The organism is Pseudomonas sp. BMS12 (genome assembly GCF_001592875.1).
In the GTDB taxonomy this organism is placed as follows: domain Bacteria; phylum Pseudomonadota; class Gammaproteobacteria; order Pseudomonadales; family Pseudomonadaceae; genus Aquipseudomonas.
The window spans coordinates 181,322-206,482 of record NZ_LSOF01000005.1; the positions used below are offsets into that span (position 1 = coordinate 181,322).

Annotated in this window: 20 protein-coding genes and 3 tRNA genes; 9 read left to right on the forward strand and 14 right to left on the reverse strand. The window is 64.2% G+C overall.

Going from position 1 to position 25,161, the window contains the following annotated elements:
- Positions 1-62: 62 nt before the first annotated feature.
- From tig to AYB31_RS04285, 4 genes are all read right to left on the reverse strand, one after another.
- Entirely contained in the window at positions 63-1,373 is a 1,311-nt protein-coding gene (gene tig / locus AYB31_RS04270) for a trigger factor (protein WP_068826119.1), read from the reverse strand.
- A 139-nt stretch (positions 1,374-1,512) separates the two neighbouring features.
- Positions 1,513-1,597 (reverse strand) — tRNA-Leu (locus AYB31_RS04275).
- Positions 1,598-1,652: 55 nt separating this feature from the next.
- Positions 1,653-1,728, reverse strand: a tRNA-His gene (locus AYB31_RS04280).
- Between the two features lie 31 nt (positions 1,729-1,759).
- A tRNA-Arg gene (locus AYB31_RS04285) sits at positions 1,760-1,836 on the reverse strand.
- Between the two features lie 260 nt (positions 1,837-2,096).
- Between AYB31_RS04285 and folD the strand changes: the two genes are divergently transcribed.
- The gene (gene folD, locus AYB31_RS04290) at positions 2,097-2,951 is read left to right on the forward strand and encodes a bifunctional methylenetetrahydrofolate dehydrogenase/methenyltetrahydrofolate cyclohydrolase FolD (RefSeq protein ID WP_068826121.1); all 855 of its coding nucleotides are present in this window, start codon (positions 2,097-2,099) and stop codon (positions 2,949-2,951) included.
- Between the two features lie 61 nt (positions 2,952-3,012).
- Here folD and AYB31_RS04295 read toward each other — a convergent pair whose 3' ends face one another.
- The 6 genes from AYB31_RS04295 to AYB31_RS04320 are packed head-to-tail and all read right to left on the reverse strand — an operon-like array spanning position 3,013 to position 8,949.
- A complete protein-coding gene (locus tag AYB31_RS04295; RefSeq protein ID WP_068826123.1) occupies positions 3,013-4,752 on the reverse strand; it encodes an ABC transporter substrate-binding protein in 1,740 nt (579 codons plus the stop codon).
- Positions 4,753-4,799: 47 nt separating this feature from the next.
- Positions 4,800-5,072: a DUF2160 domain-containing protein gene (locus AYB31_RS04300; RefSeq protein WP_068826125.1), complete on the reverse strand. Its 273-nt coding sequence runs from the start codon at positions 5,070-5,072 to the stop codon at positions 4,800-4,802.
- Positions 5,073-5,084: 12 nt separating this feature from the next.
- A complete protein-coding gene (locus tag AYB31_RS04305) occupies positions 5,085-5,885 on the reverse strand; it encodes a carbohydrate ABC transporter permease (RefSeq protein ID WP_068826127.1) in 801 nt (266 codons plus the stop codon).
- A 10-nt stretch (positions 5,886-5,895) separates the two neighbouring features.
- Positions 5,896-6,762, reverse strand: coding sequence for a carbohydrate ABC transporter permease (locus AYB31_RS04310; RefSeq protein ID WP_068826129.1), 867 nt, complete (start codon positions 6,760-6,762; stop codon positions 5,896-5,898).
- The gene (locus AYB31_RS04315) at positions 6,759-7,856 is read right to left on the reverse strand and encodes an ABC transporter ATP-binding protein (RefSeq protein ID WP_068826131.1); all 1,098 of its coding nucleotides are present in this window, start codon (positions 7,854-7,856) and stop codon (positions 6,759-6,761) included. Before AYB31_RS04315 ends, AYB31_RS04310 begins: the two co-directional genes overlap by 4 nt.
- A gap of 10 nt (positions 7,857-7,866) precedes the next feature.
- Positions 7,867-8,949 carry an ABC transporter ATP-binding protein gene (locus tag AYB31_RS04320; protein WP_068826133.1) on the reverse strand — a complete coding sequence of 361 codons (1,083 nt, stop codon included), beginning with the start codon at positions 8,947-8,949 and terminating at the stop codon, positions 7,867-7,869.
- A gap of 324 nt (positions 8,950-9,273) precedes the next feature.
- Between AYB31_RS04320 and AYB31_RS04325 the strand changes: the two genes are divergently transcribed.
- Positions 9,274-11,115 carry a sigma-54-dependent Fis family transcriptional regulator gene (locus AYB31_RS04325; protein ID WP_068826135.1) on the forward strand — a complete coding sequence of 614 codons (1,842 nt, stop codon included), beginning with the start codon at positions 9,274-9,276 and terminating at the stop codon, positions 11,113-11,115.
- Between the two features lie 10 nt (positions 11,116-11,125).
- Here the strand turns inward: AYB31_RS04325 and AYB31_RS04330 are convergent, their stop codons facing one another.
- A complete protein-coding gene (locus tag AYB31_RS04330) occupies positions 11,126-13,030 on the reverse strand; it encodes a putative bifunctional diguanylate cyclase/phosphodiesterase (protein ID WP_068826138.1) in 1,905 nt (634 codons plus the stop codon).
- 297 nt (positions 13,031-13,327) lie between these two features.
- Here AYB31_RS04330 and AYB31_RS04335 point away from each other — a divergent pair, with 297 nt between their 5' ends.
- Both AYB31_RS04335 and AYB31_RS04340 read left to right on the forward strand, forming a co-directional pair.
- Positions 13,328-13,666, forward strand: a complete 339-nt coding sequence (locus tag AYB31_RS04335; protein ID WP_068826140.1) for an FKBP-type peptidyl-prolyl cis-trans isomerase — start codon at positions 13,328-13,330, stop codon at positions 13,664-13,666.
- Positions 13,667-13,775: 109 nt separating this feature from the next.
- Positions 13,776-15,158 (forward strand): putative bifunctional diguanylate cyclase/phosphodiesterase, encoded by a 1,383-nt coding sequence (locus AYB31_RS04340; RefSeq protein ID WP_068826142.1) that lies wholly within the window; start codon positions 13,776-13,778, stop codon positions 15,156-15,158.
- A 17-nt stretch (positions 15,159-15,175) separates the two neighbouring features.
- Here AYB31_RS04340 and AYB31_RS04345 read toward each other — a convergent pair whose 3' ends face one another.
- The gene (locus AYB31_RS04345; protein WP_068826143.1) at positions 15,176-16,072 is read right to left on the reverse strand and encodes a DMT family transporter; all 897 of its coding nucleotides are present in this window, start codon (positions 16,070-16,072) and stop codon (positions 15,176-15,178) included.
- A gap of 134 nt (positions 16,073-16,206) precedes the next feature.
- On the opposite strand from AYB31_RS04345, the gene AYB31_RS04350 reads away from it, so the two are divergent.
- The 3 genes from AYB31_RS04350 to AYB31_RS04360 all read left to right on the forward strand — a co-directional run bounded on the left by AYB31_RS04350 (position 16,207) and on the right by AYB31_RS04360 (position 20,576).
- Entirely contained in the window at positions 16,207-16,653 is a 447-nt protein-coding gene (locus tag AYB31_RS04350; RefSeq protein ID WP_068826145.1) for an Lrp/AsnC family transcriptional regulator, read from the forward strand.
- A 160-nt stretch (positions 16,654-16,813) separates the two neighbouring features.
- Entirely contained in the window at positions 16,814-18,523 is a 1,710-nt protein-coding gene (locus AYB31_RS04355; RefSeq protein WP_068826146.1) for an amidase, read from the forward strand.
- A 184-nt stretch (positions 18,524-18,707) separates the two neighbouring features.
- The gene (locus tag AYB31_RS04360) at positions 18,708-20,576 is read left to right on the forward strand and encodes a DEAD/DEAH box helicase (RefSeq protein ID WP_068826148.1); all 1,869 of its coding nucleotides are present in this window, start codon (positions 18,708-18,710) and stop codon (positions 20,574-20,576) included.
- Between the two features lie 57 nt (positions 20,577-20,633).
- Here the strand turns inward: AYB31_RS04360 and cysS are convergent, their stop codons facing one another.
- Complete coding sequence (gene cysS, locus AYB31_RS04365; RefSeq protein ID WP_068826150.1) at positions 20,634-22,019, reverse strand: cysteine--tRNA ligase; 1,386 nt, start codon at positions 22,017-22,019, stop codon at positions 20,634-20,636.
- A complete protein-coding gene (locus AYB31_RS04370) occupies positions 22,020-23,687 on the reverse strand; it encodes a glutamine--tRNA ligase/YqeY domain fusion protein (RefSeq protein WP_068826151.1) in 1,668 nt (555 codons plus the stop codon).
- Positions 23,688-23,878: 191 nt separating this feature from the next.
- Between AYB31_RS04370 and AYB31_RS04375 the strand changes: the two genes are divergently transcribed.
- On the forward strand, positions 23,879-24,373 hold the full coding sequence (locus AYB31_RS04375) for a peptidylprolyl isomerase (RefSeq protein ID WP_068826153.1): 495 nt from the start codon (positions 23,879-23,881) through the stop codon (positions 24,371-24,373).
- 4 nt (positions 24,374-24,377) lie between these two features.
- Positions 24,378-25,100 carry a UDP-2,3-diacylglucosamine diphosphatase gene (lpxH, locus tag AYB31_RS04380; protein WP_068826155.1) on the forward strand — a complete coding sequence of 241 codons (723 nt, stop codon included), beginning with the start codon at positions 24,378-24,380 and terminating at the stop codon, positions 25,098-25,100.
- Positions 25,101-25,161 lie beyond the last annotated feature (61 nt).

The following is a 25,161-nucleotide window of genomic DNA, read 5'->3' on the forward strand; positions in this document are numbered from 1 at the left end:
TCTAAAGACGCATAAGCCAGCGCGAAGGCTGGCTTATGGTTGTGCTCGAACGAGGCGAGGGATCAGGCTGCTTGCGGAGCTTCCGCCGGCTTGACCGCTTCTTCGTAGGAGACCGCTTTGTCGGTCACGCTGGCCTTCTGCAGGACAGTATCTACAACTTGCTCTTCCAGTACAACCGAACGCACTTCGTTCAGCTGCTGGTCGTTCTTGTAGTACCAGGCCACGACCTGCTGCGGCTCTTGGTAAGCAGAGGCCATTTCCTCGATCAGCTCGCGCACGCGGGCTTCGTCAGCCTTCAGCTCGCTCTGCTTGACCACTTCGGCAACGATCAGACCCAGCACCACGCGACGCTTGGCCTGCTCTTCGAACAGCTCGGCCGGCAGCTGATCCGGCTTGATGTTGCCACCGAACTGCTGAACAGCCTGCACGCGCAGACGATTGACTTCGTTGCCGATCAGAGCCTTCGGTACTTCGACCGGGTTGGCGGCCAGCAGACCTTCCATTACCTGGTTCTTGACCTTGGACTTGATGGCCTGGCGCAGCTCGCGCTCCATGTTCTTGCGCACTTCGGCACGGAAGCCTTCCATGCCGCCTTCCTTGACACCGAACAGGGCGAAGAAGTCGTCATTCAGTTCCGGCAGTTGCGGAGCGGAAACGCTGTTGACGGTGACGGTGAACTCGGCGGTTTTGCCGGCCAGGTCCAGATTCTGGTAATCCTCCGGGAAAGTCGGATTGATCACACGCTCTTCGCCAGCCTTGACGCCAACTAGTGCATCTTCGAAGCCCGGAATCATGCGACCGGAGCCCAGTACCAGCGCAGTACCCTTGGCGCTGCCGCCGGCGAAGGCTTCGCCGTCGATCTTGCCGACGAAGTCGATGTTCAGCTGGTCGCCATTCTCGGCAGCACGCTCGACGGCTTCGAAACGGGTGTTCTGCTTGCGCAGGATTTCCAGCATGTTGTCGACATCGCTGTCAGCGACATCAGCCTGCAGGCGCTCGACGGCGATGCCGTCGAAGCCAGCCAGCTGGATTTCCGGGAACACTTCGAAAGTAGCGACGTACTCGAGATCCTTGCCCTTCTCGAAGGTTTTCGGCTCGACAGACGGCGCACCCGCCGGATTCAGCTTCTGCTCGACGATGGCCTCGTAGAAGGTCGCCTGGATCAGATCACCCAGCGCTTCCTGACGAGCGGAGTCTTCGTAGCGCTGACGGATGACGTTCATCGGCACCTTGCCGGGACGGAAACCAGCAACCTTGGCACGACGGGCAGTCTGTTGCAGACGCTTGGTCACTTCGGTCTCGATGCGCTCGGCCGGTACGCCGATAGTCATGCGACGCTCAAGAGCGGAGGTGCTTTCAACAGAAACTTGCATGGATATTCCTCGTTGCACAGACATAAGCCGGCCGTTCCGGCCCCAAAATCAAAGGCGAGCATTCTAGTGGCTCGAATAGCAGAAGTCACCTGCACAAACGAGCACAAAAACCGGCGGGATATAAAAGGAAGGAAGAAGATGGTGCGGACGGAGAGACTCGAACTCTCACACCTTGCGGCGCCAGAACCTAAATCTGGTGTGTCTACCAATTTCACCACGTCCGCGTGGTAACGCTTTAAACGAAAACGCCAGGCCTTGGGCCTGGCGCTTTCTCGAATATGGGGTGGACGATGGGAATCGAACCCACGACACCAGGAGCCACAATCCTGTGCTCTACCAACTGAGCTACGCCCACCATATTGCGTTGCTTGTGCCTGATTCGCCAATGGCGCACCCGGCAGGACTCGAACCTGCGACCATCCGCTTAGAAGGCGGATGCTCTATCCAGCTGAGCTACGGGCGCTTAATCATCTGCGAACAGACTTTAAAGCTACAGCTCCAGCCACCAGGGCTGTCGCCTTCTTACCCAGCGACTGGCTGTGCTCGACAAGCGGGGCGAATCTTATATAGCCACCGCACATGCGTCAACACGAATTTCAAAAAAATTTCTTTGAGATAAAGGAGTTACAGGAAAGGGTGACGCATGTGCCTTTGCCCCATCGACCGCCCATGCGAGAATGGACGACCTTTTTCTCATCCTTCCTCATGGTTTAAGCACGCGTCATGACCGCACAACTGATCGATGGCAAAGCCATTGCCGCCAAGCTCCGCCAGGAAATCGCCCAACGTGTCACCGAGCGCCGCCAACAGGGCCTGCGCGCTCCTGGCCTGGCGGTAATTCTGGTCGGCAGTGATCCAGCCTCGCAGGTGTATGTCTCGCACAAGCGTAAGGACTGCGAGGAAGTCGGCTTCGTCTCCGTAGCCCACGACCTACCCGCAAACACCACTCAAGGTGAGCTGCTGGGACTGATCGACCAGCTCAACCGTGACAACGCCATCGACGGGATCCTGGTTCAGCTACCCCTGCCCGCCCACCTGGACGCATCGCAACTGCTGGAGCGCATCAGCCCGGACAAGGACGTAGACGGTTTCCACCCGTTCAACGTTGGCCGCTTGTCGCAGCGCATGCCACTGCTGCGGCCCTGCACCCCGAAAGGCATCATGACCCTGCTGGAAAGCACCGGCGTTGATCTGCACGGTCAGCATGCCGTGATCGTCGGCGCCTCCAACATCGTTGGTCGCCCCATGGCCCTGGAGCTGCTGCTGGCCGGCAGTACCGTGACCGTGACTCACCGTTTCACCAAGGATCTGCCCGGCCATCTGGCCCAGGCCGACATCGTCGTGGTAGCTGCCGGCAAGCCTGGCCTGGTCAAAGGTGAGTGGATCAAGCCAGGCGCCATCGTCATCGACGTCGGCATCAACCGCCAGGCCGACGGCAAGCTGGTGGGTGATGTGGAGTTTGATGTGGCCGCCGAACGCGCCGGCTGGATCACCCCGGTTCCCGGTGGCGTCGGCCCGATGACCCGCGCCTGTCTGCTGGAGAACACCCTGTACGCCGCAGAACATCTGCACGCGTAAGCGGAACTGCAGCAATGAAAAACGGCGCCCTCGGGCGCCGTTTTCGTTTCCACCACCAGCCCTACTGGGCCTTTTGCCAGGATTTGACCAGCTCGTCGTAGCTCACCGTCTCGCCCTTCGGCTTTTCGTTGGCCAGCTTCGGTTTCGGCGCCCCCGGCTGATCCAGCCAGTACTGCGGATCCTTCGGCTCGTTGAGCTTAGGCCCACAGTCACCCTGCACGCCAGAGCGCTCGATGCGCGCCATCATGGTGTCCTGGGCCGCAGCCAGGCCATCCAGCGCTTCCTGCGGGGTCTTGTCGCCACTGGCCGCCTCGGCGATGAACTGCCACCAAAGCTGCGCCAGGCGGGGATAGTCCGGAACGTTGGTGCCGGTCGGCGTCCACTGCACCCGGGCCGGGCTACGGTAGAACTCCACCAGGCCGCCCAGCTTGGGCGCAGCGTCGGTCATGGCTTGGGAATTGATGTCCGACTCGCGAATCGGCGTCAGGCCGACCAGCGTCTTCTTCAACGAAACGGTCTTGGAGGTGACGAACTGCGCGTACAGCCAAGCCGCCAGGCGCTGCTTCTCCGGAGTGGACTTGAGGAAGGTCCAGGAGCCGGCGTCCTGGTAGCCGAGCTTCATGCCCTCCTCCCAGTACGGGCCCTTGGGCGACGGCGCCATGCGCCACTTGGGCGTGCCATCCTCGTTGACCACAGCCAGACCCGGCTTGGTCATGTCGGCGGTGAAGGCGGTGTACCAGAAGATCTGCTGGGCGATATTGCCCTGCGCAGGCACCGGACCGGCCTCGGAGAAGGTCATGCCCTGGGCCTCCGGCGGCGCGTACTGGCGCATCCAGTCGACATACTTGGTGGTGGCGTACACCGCCGCCGGGCCGTTGGTATCACCACCGCGAGCGACGCTGGAGCCCACCGGGCGGCAGCCCTCGACGCGAATGCCCCACTCGTCCACCGGCAGGCCGTTGGGTAGGCCCTTGTCGCCACCGCCGGCCATGGAGAACCAGGCATCGGTGAAGCGCCAACCCAGGGACGGGTCCTTCTTGCCGTAGTCCATGTGGCCGTAGACGCGCTTGCCGTCGATTTCCTTGACGTCCTCGGTGAAGAATTTGGCGATGTCCTCGTAGGCCGACCAGTTCACCGGCACACCGAGCTCATAGCCGTATTTTTCCTTGAACTTGGCCTTCAGGTCCGGCCGCTCGAACCAGTCGGCGCGGAACCAGTAGAGGTTGGCAAACTGCTGGTCGGGCAGTTGGTACAGCTTCTTGTCCGGCCCCGTGGTGAAGGACAGGCCGATGAAGTCGTCGAGGTCGAGGGTCGGCGAGGTGAAGTCCTTGCCCTCGTTGGCCATCATGTCGCTGATCGCCACCGCCTTGCCATAGCGGAAGTGAGTGCCGATCAGGTCCGAGTCGTTGACCCAGCCGTCGTAGATGTTCTTGCCCGACTGCATCTGGGTCTGCAGCTTCTCGACCACATCGCCTTCCTGCATCAGGTCGTGGGTCAGCTTGATTCCGGTGATCTCGCTGAACGCCTTGGCCAGCACCTTGGCTTCGTACTCGTGAGTGGCAATGGTTTCCGAGGCGACGTTGATCTCCATGCCGCGGAACGGCTCGGCTGCCTTGATAAACCACTGCAGCTCGGCGAGCTGCTGTTCCTTGCTCAGGGTGGACGGCGAGAACTCGCTGTCGATCCACTTCTTCGCCGCCTCTTCATAGGCATCGGCCCAGGCCGCACCACTCAGTCCGGACAACGTCAGCAAGGCAGCCAGCGCCATGCTATGTCGGGTCTTGTTGTTATTGTCGAACATAGACTCCTCCTTCGGGGGTTAAGGGAACCGGGCGACCAGGCAGTCGCTCAGCCCCAGCGCATCACCATGAGTAACCACACGACGGACAGCGCCGAGGCCGCCCACACGCTCCAGTCGGTCACGCCCACCACCAGCAGATGCAGGTAGGCGCTGCCGAGCAAACCGATAAACAGGCGATCACCACGACTCGTGGCGATCGGCAGGAAGCCCTTGCGTTCCACGCAGGGCGAACGGATCTCCCACACCGTCATGCCGATCAGCAGCAGCGCGATGCCGCCGAAGAACAGCGCGGTGGGCAGGGTCCAGGCCATCCATTCCATAGTCGTGCCTCCTCAGACCCGACCGAGGGCGAAGCCCTTGGCCACATGATTGCGAACGAACCAGATCACCAGCATGCCGGGCAGGATGGTCAGCACCCCCGCCGCCGCCAGCACTCCCCAGTCGATACCGGAGGCCGACACGGTGCGGGTCATTACCGCCACGATCGGCTTGGCGTTCACCGAGGTCAGGGTCCGCGCCAGCAGCAGCTCGACCCAGGAAAACATGAAGCAGAAGAACGCCGTGACGCCGATGCCGGGACCGATCAGCGGGATGAAGATCTTCACGAAGAACTTGGGGAAGCTGTAGCCGTCGATGTAGGCGGTTTCGTCGATTTCCTTCGGCACCCCGGACATGAAGCCCTCGAGAATCCATACCGCCAGCGGCACGTTGAACAGGCAATGGGCCAGGGCCACGGCAATGTGGGTGTCGAACAGGCCGATAGACGAGTACAGCTGGAAGAACGGCAGCAGGAACACCGCCGGCGGCGCCATGCGGTTGGTCAGCAACCAGAAGAACAGGTGCTTGTCGCCGAGAAAACGGTAGCGCGAGAAGGCGTACGCCGCTGGCAGCGCCACCGTCAGCGAGATGAGGGTGTTCAGGCACACGTAGTACAGCGAGTTGAGGTAACCGGTGTACCAGCTCGGATCGGTGAAGATCACCTGATAGTTGGCCAGGGTGAACTCCTGCGGCCACAGGGTCAGGCCGCCGAGGATCTCGGTGTTGCTCTTGAACGACATGTTCAGCAACCAGTAGATCGGCACCAGCAGAAACAGGATGTAGAACAGCAGCGCCAGCGTTTTGCGAATGGTCATGGCGGGCTCCTCAGCGCTGCTGGTCGTTGTGGGTCATGGCCGTGTAGAACGCCCAGGACACCAGCAGGATGATCAGGAAGTACACCAGCGAGAACGCTGCAGCCGGGCCCAGGTCGAACTGCCCCACCGCCATCTTGGTCAGCGTCTGGCTGAGGAAGGTGGTGGCATTGCCCGGCCCGCCGCCGGTAAGCACGAAGGGTTCGGTGTAGATCATGAAACTGTCCATGAAACGCAGCATCACGGCGATCAGCAGCACGCTCTTCATCTTCGGCAGCTGGATATGGCGGAACACCGCCCAGCTGGAGGCACGGTCGATGCGCGCGGCCTGGTAGTAAACGTCGGGGATGGCGCGCAGCCCCGAGTAGCACAGCAGCGCCACCAGCGAGGTCCAGTGCCAGACGTCCATCACCAGCACGGTGACCCAGGCATCCATGGTGTTGGAGGCGTAGTTGTAGGCGATGCCCATCTCGCCCAGGGCCCAGCCGAGCAGGCCGATGTCGGCGCGACCGAAGATCTGCCAGATGGTGCCGATCACGTTCCACGGGATCAGCAGCGGAATGGCCATCACGATCAGGCAGGCTGAAGCCCAGCGCCCCTTGGTCGGCATGCACAGGGCAATGGCGATGCCCAGCGGGATCTCGATCAGCAGCACGCAGGCGGAGAAGATGAACTGGCGCAGCAGGGAATCGTGCAGGCGAGGGTCCTGCAGCACCTGCTGGTACCACTCGACCCCAACGAAGGTACGGGTACTGGCATCGAATATGTCCTGCACCGAATAGTTGACCACCGTCATCATCGGCAGGATGGCGCTGAAGGCGACCAGCAGAAACACCGGCAGTACCAGCCACCAGGCCTTGTTATTGACCACCTTGTTCATGCCCGCACCTCCACCAGCACGTCGTCTGCGTAGAGCATCAGCCACTGCGACGGGAAGCCGATGTAGGCCACCTTGTGCGGCACCGGCAGGTCCTCCTGCAGGCGCGCCTTGAGCGTCACACCGTCCAGTTCCAGGGTCAGAATCTTGTAGGTACCCAGGTCCTCGACGTGGCGTACCTCGCCGCGCAGGGCATCGACGAAGGGCTCGTCGCTGACATGCACGAACTCTGGGCGAATACCCAGTTTCAGCGAGCGCCCACCCAGCTCTGTCAGGCGCCGGCACAAGCCCAGCGGCAGCGGCACACGGGTTTTGCCGAAGCACACGCCCCCGGCATAGGGCGTGACCTCGATCAGGTTCATGCCCGGGCTACCGATAAAGAAGCCCACAAAGGTATGTTTCGGCCGCTCGAACAGCTCACGCGGGGTGCCGAACTGGACGATCTGTCCGCCGTACATCACCGCGATCTTGTCGGCGAAGGTCGAGGCCTCCAGCTGATCATGGGTGACGTAGATCATGGTGATGTTGAACTGCTCGTGGATCTGCTTGAGCTTGCGCCGCAGCTTCCACTTCAGGTGCGGATCGATCACCGTCAGCGGTTCGTCGAAGAGGATCGCCGACACGTCGTCACGCACCAGGCCACGCCCCATGGAGACCTTCTGTTTCTCGTCGGCGCTGAGATTGCGCGCCTTGCGGTGCAGCAGCGGGTGCAGGTCGAGCACCTCGGCGATCTCATGCACCTTGCTGGTCACCCGCGACTCGGCCAAACCCTGGTTGCGCAGAGGAAAGGCCAGGTTGTCGAACACCGTCATGGTGTCGTACACCACGGGAAACTGGAAAACCTGAGCGATGTTGCGCTCCTGCGGCGGCAGCTCGTTGACCTCGCGCATGTCGAACAGCACCTGGCCTTCGGATGGGCTGAGCAGCCCGGAAATGATGTTGAGCAGGGTCGACTTGCCACAGCCGGAGGGACCGAGCAACGCGTAAGCGCCGCCCTGCTCCCAGACATGGCTCATCTCGCGGATGGCGTAGTCCTCTGCCCCACTCGGCTCGGCACTGTAGCTGTGGGCCAGGTTCTGCAAACGTATCTCGGCCATGCGGGGCTCCTCAGGACCGACGGATCGGCGCCAGGACCAATTGGTCCCGGGTGTCGAAGACGAACAGTTTGTGCGTCGGGATATAGATGCGGATCGGCGCATCCACGTCGTACTCGTGCACGCCCTGCAGGTGCAGAACCAGGGCGAAGTACTCGCTGCGCACGTGCAGGAAGGTTTCCGAGCCGCTGATCTCGGCCAGCTCAACCGTCACGGCCAGCTCCAAATCATCGTCGTTGGACGGCACCAGACCGATATGCCCGGGGCGCACACCGAAGCGGTACTGCCCCTCCGGCAGATCGCGCAGCTCGGCGGTCAGCGGAAAATGCACGAAGTCTTCGAAGCTCACCTCGTTGTCGCCGATGCGCCCCTGCATCAGGTTGATCGGCGGCTCGGAGAACAGCTCGGCGGCCAACACCTGCTGCGGCCGCTGATAGACCTCGGTGGTCTTGCCACTCTGGATCACCCTGCCCTCGTGCAGGATGGTGGTGGTGCCGCCCAGGGCCAGCGCCTCGTTGGGCTCGGTGGTGGCGTAGATGGCGATGCTGCGACGGGCACGGAACAGCTCGCGCATCTCCTGGCGCAGCTCCTCGCGCAGCTTGTAGTCGAGGTTCACCAGCGGCTCGTCGAACAGCACCAGGTCGGCGTCCTTGACCAGTGCGCGGGCCATGGCCGTGCGCTGCTGCTGGCCACCGGACAGTTCCAGCGGGTAGCGCTTGAGAAACGCGTCGATGCGCAGCATCTGCGCCGTTTCCTGCACCTTGCGCTCGATCTCGGCCTTGGCTACCCCGGCCTGACGCAGTGGCGAGGCGATGTTCTCGAACACCGTGAGGTTCGGGTAATTGATGAACTGCTGGTAGACCATCGACACGTTGCGCTGACGCACCGGCACGCCGGTGACGTCGGCGCCGTGCATCAGGATGCGGCCGCTGCTCGGCTTGTCCAGCCCGGCCATCAGGCGCATCAGCGAAGTCTTGCCGGCGAGCGTGCGGCCCACCAGCACATTGAAGGAGCCCGGCTCGAAGCTCAGGCAGGCGTCATCGATGTACACCTGCTGGTCGACCACACGGCAGACATGTTCCAGCGTTAACGACATGGCGTGTCCTTGTATTTATTGCGCCAACCGTCGTGCACCTCACTCGGCCGACGGTACCGGTATAAGGCGACATTCGTGCCAGCGCCGAAGCAACAGGCGCATGTAGTTGATCCAAAAGATATTTCTCTGGATCAACCCGTCTGAAACGGGTAGCCGCTGCACAGCTGTGAACAGCACGAACTGAACACCTGAACAATTCGAGCGTTGACTTTGAACAGCAATGAACAACACTGGGCGGACGTTTTTCTCCGACTCGCCCATTGCAGTAACGGCGAAGCCGGCCACTCGCTGTCGCTATTCCAAGAACAAGAAAAGGCACAAGACATGACTGCCACTGCCACTGCCCCGGCGCCGAGCCACGACGCCATCGTCCGCGACTCCTGGAGCCGCTGCCGCGACTTCGGCCTGACCCACCAGAGCCAGCCGGCCTTCGGCCAGGCCGCCCCTGGCGAGGTCTCCGCCCTGCTGGAGAGCCAGCATTTCCTGGTGCAGACCACCCACCAGGAAGTGCTGCCCTACTACGAGAACATCCTGGCCAACTCCAACTGCCTGATCATGCTGGCCGACAACCAGGGCCAGCTGCTGCAGTCCTGGGGCGACCGCCGCTTCGTCGAGCCGGCTCAGGCCGCCGGCTTCGTCCCCGGCGCCTGGTGGCAGGAGCGCTACAGCGGTACCAACGCCATCGGCACGGCGCTGGCCTGCGGCCAGGCGGTGAATATTCAGCGTGACGAGCACTACCTCAAGGCCAACCGTTTCATGACCGGCTCGGCCTCGCCAATCTTCGACGCTGCACGGCAGATGATCGGCGTGCTGGACGTATCCAGCGACAGCTACCTGCCACCCGCCCACACCCTGGGCATGGTCAAGATGATGAGCCAGTCGGTGGAGAACCGGCTGATCCTCAACCTGTTCCGCGACGATTATTTCCAGCTCAGCTTCAACACCAGCCTCGACAACCTCGACAGCCAGTGGGCCGGGCTGCTGGTGTTCGACGAAGCCGGGCAGATCGTCTCGGCCAATCGCCGCGCCGACAGCCTGCTCGGCGTCGGCCTGTCGCGGGTCAATATCGAGAGTCTGTTCGACGTGCCGTTGCAGCAGTTGCTCAACCAGCCGGAGAGCCTGCCCTTCGCCCTGCGCGCTGCCGGCCGCTACCGTTTCCACGGCCTGCTCAAGCGCCCGCACAAGCCGCGCATCCAGCCCCGCGACTTCCGCCCAGCGCAACCCCAGGCCGAGCGCCAGGCAGGCTTCACCCTGGCCAATATCAATCTCGGCGACCCGCGAGTGGACAAGGCCGTACGCCAGGCCGAGCGCCTGGTGGAAAAGGACATCCCGATTCTGATCCAGGGCGAAACCGGTGCCGGCAAGGAGGTCTTCGTCAAGGCGCTGCATAACGCCAGCTCGCGCGCCGGTCAGCCACTGATCGCGGTGAACTGCGCGGCGATTCCCGCCGAGCTGGTGGAGTCGGAACTGTTCGGCTACGAGAAAGGTGCCTTCACCGGGGCCAGCCAGAAAGGCAGCATCGGCCTGATCCGCAAGGCCCACAAAGGCACGCTGTTCCTCGATGAGGTCGGCGACATGCCGCTGGCCGTGCAGGCCCGCCTGCTGCGTGTGCTGCAGGAGCGCAGCGTGCAGCCACTGGGCGGCGGCGAACCCTACCCGGTGGACATCCGCCTGGTCTCGGCCACCAATCGCCCGCTGCGCCAGGACGTCGACGCCGGGCTGTTCCGCGCCGACCTCTACTACCGCATCAGCGGCCTCAACCTGGAGCTGCCGCCGCTACGCGAGCGCAGCGACAAGGCCGCGCTGTTCCAGCGCGTGTGGGAGCACCATCGCGAACCCAGCCAGTGGGCGGGCCTGAGCCCTGAAGTGCTGGAGCTGTTCCAGCGCCACCCCTGGCCCGGCAACCTGCGCCAGCTCAGCAGCGTGCTTCAGATCGCCCTGGCCATGGCCGAGGACCAGCCGATCCGCGCCGAGCACCTGCCGGACGATTTCTTCGCCGACCTGGAGGAAGCACCTCTTGTTCCGCCCGACTCACCCGAGCCCGCCGCTGCCGACCTGGCCAGCCAGTACCAGGCGTGCGGCGGCAATATCTCGCATCTGGCGCGTCATCTCGGCCTGAGCCGCAACACGCTGTACAAGCGGCTACGCGAACAAGGCCTGAAGTAAGCGACAGTACCTACACCGGCACCCGCTGCTGCCGGGCAAATTGCGTGCACTCCTGCGCCGCCATCGGCCGAGCGAACAGGTAGCCCTGACCCTGGTCGCAGCCCAGTTCGGCCAGCAGAGCACGCGTGGCTTCGTCCTCGACGCCCTCGGCCGTGGTGTGCAGCCCCAGGCTGCGCGCCATCTGCACGATGGCGGTGACGATGGCGCGATCCTGCGGATTGCTCTGCAGGTTGCGCACGAAGGATTGATCGATCTTCAGCTTGTCGACACAGAAACGCTGCAGGTACGTCAGGTTGGAGTAGCCGGTGCCGAAATCGTCGATGGACAGGCGCACGCCAAGCGCCTTCAACCGGGCCAGCACGGCGATCAGCGCCTCGGAGTCCTGCAGCAGGATGGATTCGGTCAGCTCCAGCTCCAGGCAGCCCGGACTCAAGCCGTAGCGGGCCAGCGCCTCACGAATGCGCAATTCCAGATTGCCCCGGCGGAACTGCACCGCCGACAGGTTGATCGAGACCACGAAGCGCGGCAGGCCCGCGGCCTGCCAGAGCATCACCTGCCGGCAGGCCTCGTTGAGCACCCAGTCGCCGACCTCGACGATCAGCCCGCACTGCTCGGCCACAGGAATGAAGCGATCCGGCCCAAGCAGGCCGTGTTGCGGGTGCTGCCAGCGCAGCAGCGCCTCGACCCCCAGCAGACGCCCGCTGCGCAGCTCGACAATGGGCTGGTAATACAGTTGCAGTTCGTCGCGCTGCAGCGCCTGGCGCAGATCAAGCTCCAGGCCCAGGCGCTCGCGGGTGGCAGCGTTGACCTGTTCGTCGAAGAAGCAGCAGGCATTGCGACCCGCCGACTTGGCCTGGTACATGGCCATGTCCGCATGCTTGAGCAGGGTATCGAAGTCATCACCGTCGGCCGGAAACAGCGAGATGCCGATGGAGAGCGAGGTGACCACCTGCATGCCCTTGAGCAGAAAGGGCTGTGCCAGTCGCTCCTGAATCTGCGCGACCAGCTCGGACACCGTCGCCAGCTCCTCGACATCAGCCAGCGCCACGAGGAACTCGTCGCCCCCCTGACGGCTCACCGTATCGATGCTCCTGGCCGTCTGAGTCAGGCGTTGGGCCAGCTCCTGCAGCAGCTCGTCGCCGGCGGCATGGCCGAGGGAGTCATTGATGGTCTTGAAGTTGTCCAGGTCCAGAAACAGCAACGCTACCTGCGTGCCATCACGACGCGCACGCTCCATGGCCTGCTCCATGCGGTCGCGCAGCAACAAGCGATTGGGCAGGTTGGTCAGCGCATCGTGCTGGGCCAGATGGTTGAAGCTGGCCTGCGAGTCCCGCACTCGCGCGATCTCGTGCTGCAGGCGCAGCAGGGTATTGCGCAGGTCGTTAGCCAGCAACCATACCGCCACCGCGCACATCAGCAGGATGGCGCTGACATTGAGCATGCGCCCGAGGCCCATGGGTAGCGGCGCAAAACTCTGCAGGCCGCTCGACGCGGCCCAGGTCAGCAGCGCCACCATCGCCAGCATCGACACCAGCAAGCCGATGAACAATGACCTGGAGGCCAGCATGCCGGCAACGATGAGAATCGCCGGATAAGCCAGCAGCGCCCCGCTATACAGGCCCTGGCTGAACCATAGCGACAGGCTGACCAGAGCCGTGAGGGTAAACAGCACCAGGGCAATCGAGGCCATTACCCGGCCCTGCCGATTCAACCAGCGGCCCAGCAACACCGCCAGCAAGGCCAACGCCACCAGTCCGGTGTTCAGCCAGCTGTGGGCCAGCAGGGTCTGGCCGCCGATCAACAGCAGCATCAGACACAGCACATTGGCGATCTGCATCAGGCGCCGGGCCTGCAGGCGGCGCTCCAGAGGGTCGCCCGGAGCATCCGGGTCTTGCGGGGTATACGCACGCGTCATAACAACTTCACTTCCATGATGCGACTGCTGCGTCGAAATCTGAGCACAGGGTGGGAAACTAGCTAAAAGTCGACAACCACGGCAATAGTAAATGAGACATGGACAGCGCCATGCCACTGGCAGGCCAGGAGTCAACGCCTCTAGGGCGATGCTGACAGCCATGGCATGGGACAATGGCACCTCGGCATCCCCTACCAAAGTCTAATGTTGCGCTGAAGGCCAGCATGGGTGATCGAGCGAGTGGCCCCGATCTACCCCAGGACAAACCTGAACCATTTGCAGAGTGATGAGCAGCACATGAGCAACGAATTGAAAGTCGAAGATCTCCAACTCGGCGACGGCAAGGCCGTCGTCAAGGGCGCCCTGATCACCACCCAGTACCGGGGCTGGCTGGAGGATGGCACTGAGTTCGACTCCTCCTACTCGCGTGGCAAACCGTTCCAGTGCGTGATCGGCACGCGCCGGGTGATCCAGGGCTGGGACCAGGGCCTGATGGGCATGTGCGTCGGCGGCAAGCGCAAGCTCTGGGTGCCGGCTCACCTGGGCTACGGCGAACGTCAGGTCGGCGCCATCCCGGCAAATGCCAACCTGATCTTCGAGATCGAACTGCTAGAAGTGCTGACCCGCGACGATTGAAGCCCTGGCAGCGCCCTGTCCGGGCCTGGCGGCGAGCGGTCCGGCGGCGAGCGACTTGCATTCGGGCCATTCGCTTCAAGAATGAAGGAATCCGTCCAAGGTATTCCGCATGGCCTCTCCCACGAGCCTTACCAAGCGCATCGGCCAGCTCTGGCTGGCCGCCGATCTGGCCCTGATCGGCCAACGGCGCGAACGGCGCATGCGCCTGCTGGCCAGCCTGGTCCTGGTGCTCATCGGTATCTTCTGGGGTTGCTACTTCAGCCTGCGCGGCGTCTGGCCCATCGTGATAATGGACCTGGCCCTGATTTCCTGTGGCTTGGCCGTGTTCTACCTGACGTTGCGCAACCGGGTACGCAGCGCCAATCTGATCCTGTTCGGCGTGGTGATCGTACTGATTCTCGCCTCGACCCTGCTGCTGGACCCCTCGACACCAGCAGCACCGCGCGCCACCCATCTGTACCTGCTGCCCCTGGCGGTGGCCTCGCAAATGGCCTTCCGTGACGAGCCCACGTGGCTGCGCCACGGCGCGGCCCTGATCTGCCTGGCCCTGTTCACCGCCCTGGCCTCCTCGAATTGGAGCCCGGTCAGCGACTATCACCTGCCGGACGAGGTGCGCGTCGTCGGTTCCTGGGTACAGGCCGTGGCGGCCATGGCCATGCTGTTCATGCTGATCCATATCCTGCAGAGCGACGCGGCGGAGCGCTCCGAGCTGGACGCCGACCTGCGCAGCGCGATCCGCGACGAGCAGTTCGTCCTGCACTATCAACCCCAGGTGAACAGCCTCAATCGGGTGATCGGTGCCGAGGTTCTGATCCGCTGGCAGCACCCACAGCGCGGGCTCGTAGCGCCTGGTGAGTTCATCGACCACGCCGAGAAGACCGGCCTGATCGTGCCCATAGGTCAGTGGGTGTTACGCCAGGCCTGCCGCCAACTGCAGGCCTGGCAGCGCGTGCCCGGCTGCACGGATCTCAGCCTGGCGGTGAATATCAGCCAGAACCAGTTTCGCCAGGCAACCTTCGTCTCCGAGGTGCTGACCCTGATCGAAGACTTTGCCATTGCCCCGCAGCACCTCGAGCTGGAGCTGACCGAGACCCTGATCGTGCAGGACATGGATGACCTGCTGCGCAAGATGAAGGTGCTGGTCGAGCACGGGATTCGCTTCTCGCTGGACGACTTCGGCACTGGATTCTCCTCGCTGAGCCACCTCAAGCGCCTGCCGCTGAGCACGCTGAAGATCGACCGCTCCTTCGTCAGCGACGTGCTCACGGACGCCAGCAGCGAGACCATAGTGCGCACGGTCATCGGCCTGGGCCAGAGCATGGGCATGAAGGTGATCGCCGAGGGGGTGGAGAACGAGGCGCAGCGGCGCTTCCTGCAGGAGAATGGCTGCACGCAGTTCCAGGGCTATCTGTACAGCAAGGCGCTACCGCCGGAAGACTTCATCGCCTTCGTGCAACGCTGCAATGCCCTACCGCCTGCGGCCATCGCCTAGCGCCTGGTGACGTGCTGTCACTGGCGTGACGGAACCAGGCGCCGCATGCGCAGGTTCCAGCCCTGCTGCATGCCCGCCGCCGCCAGCAGGATGGCCGCCACGCCCAGCCACTGCAGAAGGCTCAGGCGATGCCCGAAGGCCAGCCAGTCGACGAAGATTGCCGCGATGGGATACACGAAGGACAGCGCCCCGGTCAACGCCGTCGGCAACTTCTGGATGGCGCTGTACAACAGCATGTACATCATCCCGGTATGCACGATGCCCAACGCCGCCAGGCTGGCCCAGGCCGCGGGCTGCTGCGGCCACTGCAAGCTGGCCAGAGGCGCCAGCATCAGGGTGCCGGTGAGCAGCTGGATCAGCGCGATCAGATGGGGCGGCGTACCGTTCAGGTGTTTGACGATCAGCGCAGCCACGGCGTACAGCAGGGCCGCCCCCAGCGCCAGGGCGATCCCCAGCAGATAGTTCTCCCCCGCCGTCGACCCCGCGCCATGGGCGCTGACGATGGCCAGCATGCCGAGGAAGGCCAGCCCCAGCCAGGCCAGCTTGTTCAGGGTGATGCGCTCGCCGAGAAACAGCGCCGCCAGGCCCACCAGCATGAACGGCTGCACGTTGTACACCGCCGTGCTGATAGCAATGGAGGCCCGCGAATAGGAGGCAAACAGCAGCAACCAGTTGCCGACGATGGCGACCCCGCTGAGCACGGCCAGCGCCAGCACCCGCCGCCCCAGCAGCTCGCGACGCAGCAGGCCCAGGCCCGCGCAGACCAGCAGCAACATGGCCCCGCCGATCACACAGCGCCAGAACACCACATCGACCACCGTCTGGCCGGAAACCAGCACGAACCAGCCGATGGTGCCGGAAATCAGCATCGCCGCGAGCATTTCCAGCGAGCCGCGCTTGAGCGTGTTGTCCATGATCGAACCTCCGCAGTGAGTGCGATCATTATTCGACTGCGCACCCCAGCCGCTCCAGAGCTAATCTAAGGCGCAGCCATGCCTTTACCTTTATTGCGAAGGCATTTTCCTGATTTCACTTAACGAGCCATGCAATGACCGACGAAATCGACCAGACCCTCATCGCAGCCCTGATGGCCGACTCGCGCCGTTCACTCAAGGCGCTGGCACAGATCAGCGGGCTGTCCTCGCCCAGCGTCGCCGAACGCCTGCGCCGCCTGGAAGAACGCGGCGTGATTCGCGGCTACACGGTGGAAGTCGAGCCGCGCCACTTCGGCTACCAGCTGCAGGCCATCGTCAGGGTGCGGCCGCTGCCCGGCAAGCTGCACGAGGTGGAGCGGCTGATCCAGTCGATTCCCGAGTTCACCGAATGCGACAAGGTCACCGGCGAGGACTGCTTCATCGCACGCCTGCACGTACGCTCCATGGAGCAACTGGACGAACTGCTGGACCAGATAAATGGCTCAGCCGAAACCAATACCGCTATCGTCAAGAAGACCTCGGTGGCGCGCAGACTGCCGCCCATGAGCGGAGCATCCTGAACCGCAGGCCCAGGATGAACACTGACAGAAATCTGCCGACAGCCAGGCAGCACTTTATTTACAGGTACTTTGCAGTGTATTTTATCGATAAATATCGAATTTAAACTCAGGCACGCGCCTGAAACGCAAACACGCCCCACCCGTAACAGGAGCTGGCAACATGATCGAAGTCACCGAAGTGCCCATCGCCGAACTGCGCGCCGCGCTCGAATCCGGCCGCACCACCGCCGTCGAACTGGTCCAGGCCTACTTCGCTCGCATCCATGCCTTCGACGGCCCGGACAGCGCCACCCAACTCAACGCCCTGGTAGTGCGCAACCCCGATGCGCTCAAGGAAGCCGCTGCATCCGACGCCCGTCGCGCCAAGGGCGAGACACTCGGCCCGCTGGACGGCATTCCCTACACCGCCAAGGACAGCTACCTGGTCAAGGGCCTGACCGCCGCCTCCGGCAGCCCGGCCTTCAAGGACCTGGTCGCCCAGCGTGACGCCTTCACCGTCGAACGCCTGCGCGCCGCCGGTGCCATCTGCCTGGGCAAGACCAACATGCCGCCCATGGCCAACGGCGGTATGCAGCGCGGCGTCTACGGCCGCGCCGAAAGCCCGTACAACGCGGCCTACCTGACCGCCCCCTTCGCCTCCGGCTCGTCCAACGGTGCCGGCACTGCCACGGCGGCCAGCTTCGCCGCCTTCGGCCTGGCCGAGGAAACCTGGTCCAGCGGCCGCGGCCCGGCCTCGAACAACGGCCTGTGCGCCTATACCCCGTCGCGCGGGGTGATCTCGGTGCGTGGCAACTGGCCGCTGACCCCGACCATGGACGTGGTGGTGCCGTATGCCCGCACCATGGCCGACCTGCTGGAAGTGCTCGACGCGGTGGTGGCCGACGACCCGGACACCCGCGGCGACCTCTGGCGCCTGCAACCCTGGGTGCCGATCCCCAAGGCCTCCGAGGTGCGCCCGGCGTCCTACCCGGCGCTGGCGGCAGGCGCTGAAGCGCTCAAAGGCAAGCGCCTGGGTGTGCCGCGCATGTTCATCAACAAGGACGAGCTGGCTGGCACCAGCGAGAACCCCGGCATTGGTGGCCCGACCGGCCAGCGCATCCAGACCCGCGCCTCGGTAATCTCCCTGTGGGAAGCCGCGCGCCAGGCGCTGGAAGCCGCCGGTGCCGAAGTGGTCGAGGTAGACTTCCCGCTGGTGTCCAACTGCGAGGGCGACCGCCCCGGCGCACCGACCGTCTACAACCGCGGCATCGTCACCCCGGAATTTCTGCATGACGAGCTGTGGGAGCTGTCGGGCTGGGCCTTTGACGACTTCCTGCAGGCCAATGGCGATCCCAAGCTCAACCGCCTGGCCGATGTCGACGGCCCGCAGATCTTCCCCCACGATCCGGGCACCCTGCCCAACCGCGAGGGTGACCTGGCCGCCGGCATGGACGAATACGTCAACATGGCCAAGCGCGGCCTGAAGACCTGGGACCAGATCGAGACCCTGCCGGACGGCCTGCGCGGACTGGAGAAGACCCGCAAGCTCGACCTGGAGGACTGGATGGATGGCCTTGGTCTCGACGCCGTGCTGTTCCCCACCGTGGCCGACGTAGGCCCGGCCGATGCCGATATCAATCCGCAATCGGCCGACATCGCCTGGAGCAACGGTGTCTGGGTGGCCAACGGCAACCTGGCCATCCGTCACCTGGGCGTACCGACCGTCACGGTACCGATGGGCGTGATGGCCGATATCGGCATGCCGATCGGCCTGACTTTCGCTGGCCGCGCGTACGACGACAGCAACCTGCTGCGCCTGGCCTCGGCCTACGAGTCGACTGGCTCCAAGCGCCAGGTACCGCCGCGCACACCGCCGCTGTCGCGCGGCTGACAGGGATAAGCGCGGCCCTGGGCATCAAGGCCGCGCTTGCTGGATGGCGGCTGCCCACCAGAGCAGCCGCGCTGTACCGCCACTGCGCAGCCCCACCAGCTAGACCACGCTGGCCCATTGCCAGGCTCCAGCTGACTGCGCAAAGCCCGTATGATGGCCGGCCGCATCTGCTTGCCGAGTTGCCATGCTGTCCGCCGTCAAACGCTATCAGGCGCTGCTTTCCACCGCCCTGGCACGTTACTTCCCCCGCACCACCGAATACCTGCGCGCCGAACGTGAGGCCTCCGCCAGGCTGCGCCAGCCGCAACCCCGCGCCAAGCGCCCCGCCAGCACCGGCAAGAGCAAGGCCGGCGGGCGCAAGAAGAAGACCAGCGACGGCCCTGCCCCCGCACAACCCGGCACCTATTCCAGTGCCCGCCTGAAGATCGACGAAACCCAGAGCGCCGCCATGCGCGCCCGTGTCGCCGAGGCAGTCTCGGCCGGGCTCATCGGCGCGCCCTCCGACGAGCAGTGGGCGATGATCCTCTGCCCCGCCCCGCTGGCACGCATCTTCGCCGGGGCCGGTTCGGGCAAGTCCACCACCCTGCTGCTGCGCGTGGTGTTCATGCTCTGCCACCTGCGGATTCCCGCCGCCAGCCTCACGGTGATTTCCTTCACCAACGCCTCCTGCGCCGAGCTGCGCGGGCAATTGCTGCGCCTGCTGGCCTTCTGGCAATTCCCCTTCGACGAGGCGCAGGCACGCCAGTGCGTGCGCACCTTCCACTCGGCCATGGCGCAGCAGGCCAAGGCGCTGCTGGGCACACCGAACTGGTTCGAGCAGCTCGGTAGCGGCGCCAGCGAGGAGCCGGACGCACCCAACCTGGGAGGCCGCCTGCCCGCCGCCCAGCAGCGCCTGCTGCGCCAGGCCCATGATGAGCTGTACGCCAGCGATGCCACATTCCGCCAGCAGGTGCACGAACTGCTCGGAGTGGCCATGCCCAAGACCGTTGGCAAGCCGCCGCAGGAAGGCCTGCGCCTGGCCGGCGAGCTGCGCGCGGCCCCGCTGTTTGAAGTGTTCTACCAGCAGGGCTGCTTTGCCGAGAGCCTCGGCCTGCGCCCGGATCAAATCGACGCCGCCACGCTGGACTGCGGGCCGCGCGAGCGCCTGTTCCTGCAGGCACTCGCCCGCTTCTGGACGCGCTTTCAGACGGTATTGCAGGCGCAAGGCGTTACCACCTTCGATGCCGCCTTCCGCCAGCTCGGCGAACGTCTGGCCAGCACGCAGGACCTGCCGGCAGCAGCCATCGAGCCACTGCGCCATCTGCTGATCGACGAGTTCCAGGACATCTCGCCACAGATCGTCCACTGGCTGCAGGCCGTGCATCGCGCCCTGGCCGGTCGCGGCAAGGTCACCCTGATGGCCATTGGCGACGACTGGCAGTCGATCTACGGCTGGCGCGGCAGCTCGCCGGAGCTGTTCCTCGACTTCGACCGCCATTTTCCCAGCCGCGGCAAGGCCAAGAGCCAGGTGCTGATGCTGACGGCCAACTTCCGCAGCATCGCGCCGATCCTGCGCGATGCAGAGGCGCTGCTGGAAGGCGTTGCCTGCAAGCAAACCAAGCGCAGCCAGGCGAGCAAGGCCGCGCAACCGGGCGACCACGGCGTGCGCCGCATCGAGGGCTTCGACCTCAAGCGCCAACTGCCCGAGCTATTGCAGGAGATCGCCACGCAGTGCGCGCATGTCGCCCAGCGTGGCAGCCGCGAGCGCCACCCGGTACTGCTGCTGGGCCGGCGCAACGATGCGTTGAAACGGGTGCAGGCCCAGCTGGACCCGAGTCTGCCGGTGCGCGCCTACAGCATCCACCGGGCCAAGGGCCTGCAGGGCGAGGTGGCGATCATCCTCGACGACGGCGGCAGCCCGGAGTCGCATCCGCTGCGCAACGCGCTGTACGCCCATTGCGCCCTGTTCCGCAACAGCTATGACCAGGCCATGCGCGACGAGAGCCTGCGCCTGGCCTATGTGGCCGTCACCCGTGGCGTCAGCCGGGTGATCTGGTACAGCGGCAAACGCTAAAGGTGCAGGCATGAAAAAGGCCGCCCGAGCGCGGCCTTTTCAGTACCGACACCTCCCTTACTCGGCCAGGCGCCAGCTGGTGCCGCCCTTGCCGTCTTCCAGCACCACGCCCATGGCGGTGAGCAGGTCGCGGATACGGTCGGACTCTGCCCAGTTCTTGTCGGCACGCGCCTGCAGGCGCGCGGCGATCAGGGCTTCGACTTCGGCGGCATCGACCTTGCCGGCAGCGCCGGCCTGGAGGAAAGCATCCGGCTCCAGCTGCAGCACACCAAGCGCGCCAGCCAGTTGCTTGAGCTGGGCGGCCAGGCCGGCGGCGGCCTGTTCGTCAGACTCACGCAGGCGGTTGACCTCGCGGATCATCTCGAACAGCACGGCGCAGGCTTCCGGCGAGTTGAAGTCGTCGTCCATCGCTGCGCCGAAGCGCTCGACGAAGGCTTCTCCACCAGCCGGTGCCACTTGCGGCAGACCTTTCAGGCCGTTGTAGAAGCGTTCCAGGGCGCCCTTGGCTTCCTTGAGGCTGTCTTCGGAGTAGTTGATCGGGCTGCGGTAGTGGCTGGACACCAGCAGGTAGCGCACCACCTCGGGGTGGTACTTCTCCAGCACCTCGCGGATGGTGAAGAAGTTACCCAGGCTCTTGGACATCTTCTCGCCGTCCACGCGCACCGCGCCGGCGTGCATCCAGCTGGCTGCATAGAGCTTGCCGGTGGCCGCCTCGCTCTGCGCGATCTCGTTCTCATGGTGCGGGAACACCAGGTCCGGGCCGCCGCCGTGGATGTCGAAGGTCTCGCCCAGGCAGCAGGTGGACATCACCGAGCACTCAATGTGCCAGCCCGGCCGGCCCTTGCCCCAGGGCGAATCCCAGCTCGGCTCGCCCGGCTTGGCGCCTTTCCACAGCACGAAGTCCAGCGGGTCTTCCTTGATTTCGTCGACCTCGATACGCGCGCCGATCTTCAGCTCGTCGATCTTGCGGCGGGACAATTTGCCGTAGCCTTCGAACTTGGTGACGCGGTAGTACACGTCGCCATTGCCCGGGGCATAGGCATAACCCTTGTCGATCAGGGTCTGGATCATCTCGTGCATGCCGGCGATATGGCCGGTAGCACGCGGCTCGATGTCCGGGCGAAGCACGTTGAGACGGCCTTCGTCCTCGTGCATCGCGGCGATCATGCGCTCGACCAGCGCCTCGAATGGCTCACCGTTCTCGGCCGCACGCTTGATGATCTTGTCGTCGATGTCGGTGATATTGCGCACGTAGGTCACGTCATAGCCGCGCTGACGCAGCCAGCGGGTGACCACGTCGAAGGCGACCATCACGCGGGCGTGGCCGATATGGCAGAAGTCGTACACGGTCATGCCGCACACGTACATGCGCACGCTGTTGCCTTCCAGCGGCTGGAAGGCGTCCTTGGTCTTGCTCAGGGTGTTGTAAATGCTCAGTGCCATTTACTGCCCCCAGGAGTCGCGCAGGGTGACGGTACGGTTGAACACCGGCTTGCCCGGCTGAGTGTCTTTCAGGTCGGCGACGAAGTAGCCCTCGCGCTCGAACTGGAAGCGCTCTTCAGCAGCGGCGTTGGCCAGCGACGGCTCGGCACGGCAACCTTGCAGAACCACCAGCGAATCCGGGTTGATGTTGTCGAGGAAGCTGCCGCCCTCTTCGCTCTTCTCCGGGTTGGCGGAGCGGAACAGGCGGTCGTACAGGCGTACCTCGCACTCGACGCTCTCGGCGGCCGGCACCCAGTGGATCACGCCCTTGACCTTGCGGCCCTCGGGGTTCTTGCCCAGGGTGTTCTCGTCATAGGAGCAGCGCAGCTCGACGATATTGCCGGCGGCGTCCTTGATCGCCTCGTCGGCGCGGATCACGTAGCTGCCACGCAGGCGTACTTCGCCGCCCGGGATCAGGCGCTTGAAGCCGTCCGGCGGGGTTTCCTCGAAGTCGCTGGCGTCGATGAAGATCTCGCGGCTGAACGGCAGCACGCGCACGCCCATGTCCTGCTTGGGATGGCGCGGCAGCTCGAGGTTCTCGACCTTCCCTTCCGGGTAGTTGGTGATCACCACCTTGAGCGGCTTGAGCACGCACATGGCGCGCGCAGCGTTGGCGTCGAGGTCCTCGCGGATGGCGAATTCCAGCATGCCGATATCGACCACGCCGCCGGCACGGTTGACGCCGATCATGTCGCAGAAGGTGCGGATCGAGGCCGGGGTGTAGCCACGGCGACGGTAGCCGGAGAGGGTCGACATGCGCGGGTCGTCCCAGCCGGCGACGTGCTGCTCATCCACCAGTTGCTTGAGCTTGCGCTTGCTGGTGATGGTGTAGTTCAGGTTGAGGCGGGCAAATTCGTACTGGCGCGGCTGCGCCGGCACCGACAGATTGGCCAGGAACCACTCGTACAAAGGGCGGTGATCCTCGAACTCCAGGGTGCAGATGGAGTGGGTAATGCCCTCGATGGCGTCCGACTGACCGTGGGTGAAGTCGTAGCTGGGGTAGATGCACCACTTGTCGCCAGTCTGATGGTGATGGGCGTGGCGAATGCGGTAGAGGATCGGGTCGCGCAGGTTGATGTTCGGCGAGGCCATGTCGATCTTGGCGCGCAGCGAACGAGCACCGTCGGGGAACTCGCCGGCCTTCATGCGGGCGAACAGGTCGAGGTTCTCCTCAACGCTGCGCTCGCGGAACGGGCTGTGCTTGCCCGGTTCGGTCAGGCTGCCGCGATAGGCGCGCATTTCCTCGCCATTGAGGTCGCAGACGAAGGCCTTGCCGGCCTCGATCAGCTCGATGGCCCAGGCGTGCAGCTGGTCGAAGTAGTCGGAGGCGTAGTGTTCCTCGCCAGCCCACTTGAAGCCCAGCCACTCGACATCGGCCTTGATGGCGTCGATGTATTCCTGGTCTTCCTTGGCCGGGTTGGTGTCGTCGAAACGCAGGTTGCACTCGCCGCCGAATTCCTGGGCCAGGCCGAAGTTCAGGCAGATGCTCTTGGCGTGCCCGATGTGCAGGTAGCCGTTGGGCTCCGGCGGGAAGCGAGTGATGACTTTGGCGTGCTTGCCGCTGTCCAGGTCGGCCTGTACGACGGGACGCAGGAAGTTGGCGGCTTTTTCGACGGTGGGCTTGCTCATGGTGTCCTTAGCTTCGAGGTGCGCGGCTCGCGGCCCGTGGCGGTTTCGCCCCAGGGTAGGCCGGTCAAGACAAAGCCCGTATGATACCCAACCCGTCAACCCCCTGACAGCCGCAAAGCGACCGGGAGTGGCCTTTTGGCGCGAACACGCCGCCGCCCTGCCCGCTTTGCCCGAATTCGAGAGAATTTTCCATGATCAAGCTGCATACCAACCACGGCGTCATCACCCTGGAACTGTTCGAAGACAAGGCCCCGGAAACCACGGCCAACTTCAAGGAATACGTGCAGAGCGGCCACTACGACGGCACCGTGTTCCACCGCGTGATCAGCAACTTCATGATCCAGGGTGGCGGTTTCGAGCCGGGCATGAAGCAGAAATCCACCCGCGCCCCGATCAAGAACGAAGCCAACAACGGTGTTTCCAACAAGGTCGGCACCGTCGCCATGGCCCGTACCATGGACCCGCACTCGGCCTCCGCGCAGTTCTTCATCAACGTCGCCGACAACGGCTTCCTCGACCACACCGCGCCGACCATGCAGGGCTGGGGCTATGCCGTGTTCGGCCAGGTGACCGAGGGCATGGACGTGGTCGAGAAGATCAAGGGCGTGGCCACCACCATGAAGTCTGGTCACCAGGACGTGCCGGTGGATGACGTGATCATCGAGAAAGCCGAAATCGTCGAGTAATTCGATGATTCTGCTGATCTCCGATCTGCACCTGGAAGAGAAACGCCCGGACATCACCCGGGCGTTTCTGCATTTCCTGCAGACCCGCGCCCGTGAGGCCGAAGCCCTGTACATCCTTGGCGACTTCTTCGAGGTGTGGATCGGCGACGACGGCATGTCGCCCTTCCAGCAGGAAATCGCCCGTGCCCTGCGCGAGCTGAGCGACAGCGGCACGCGTATCTTCCTGATGCACGGCAATCGCGACTTCCTGATCGGCCGCGCCTTCTGCCGCGCGGCCGGCTGCACCCTGCTCAGTGATCCAAGCGTCGTCCAACTGGGCGGCGAGTCTGTACTGCTGATGCACGGCGACAGCCTCTGTACGCTCGACAAGGGCTACATGAAGCTGCGCCGCTGGCTGCGCAATCCGCTGAGCCTGTTCATCCTGCGCAACCTGCCACTGGCTACCCGACACAAGCTGGCGCGCAAGCTGCGCAACGAGAGCCGCGCGCAGACTCGCATGAAGGCCAGCGAGATCGTCGACGTGACCCACGAGGAAGTGCCACGGATCATGGCCGAGTTCGGCGTACACACCCTGATCCACGGCCATACCCATCGCCCGGCCACCCATGAACTGCAGGTGGACGGCGAAGCGGCGCGGCGCATCGTCCTCGGCGACTGGGACAAGCAGGGCTGGGCGCTGCAGGTGGATGCCAGCGGTTTCCACCAGGCCCCCTTCGAACTGGACTGAGACCCCTCCCTGCCTCGCTCATGCCACTGAACGAGGCAGCCCTCCCCCAACCTATGCGTGC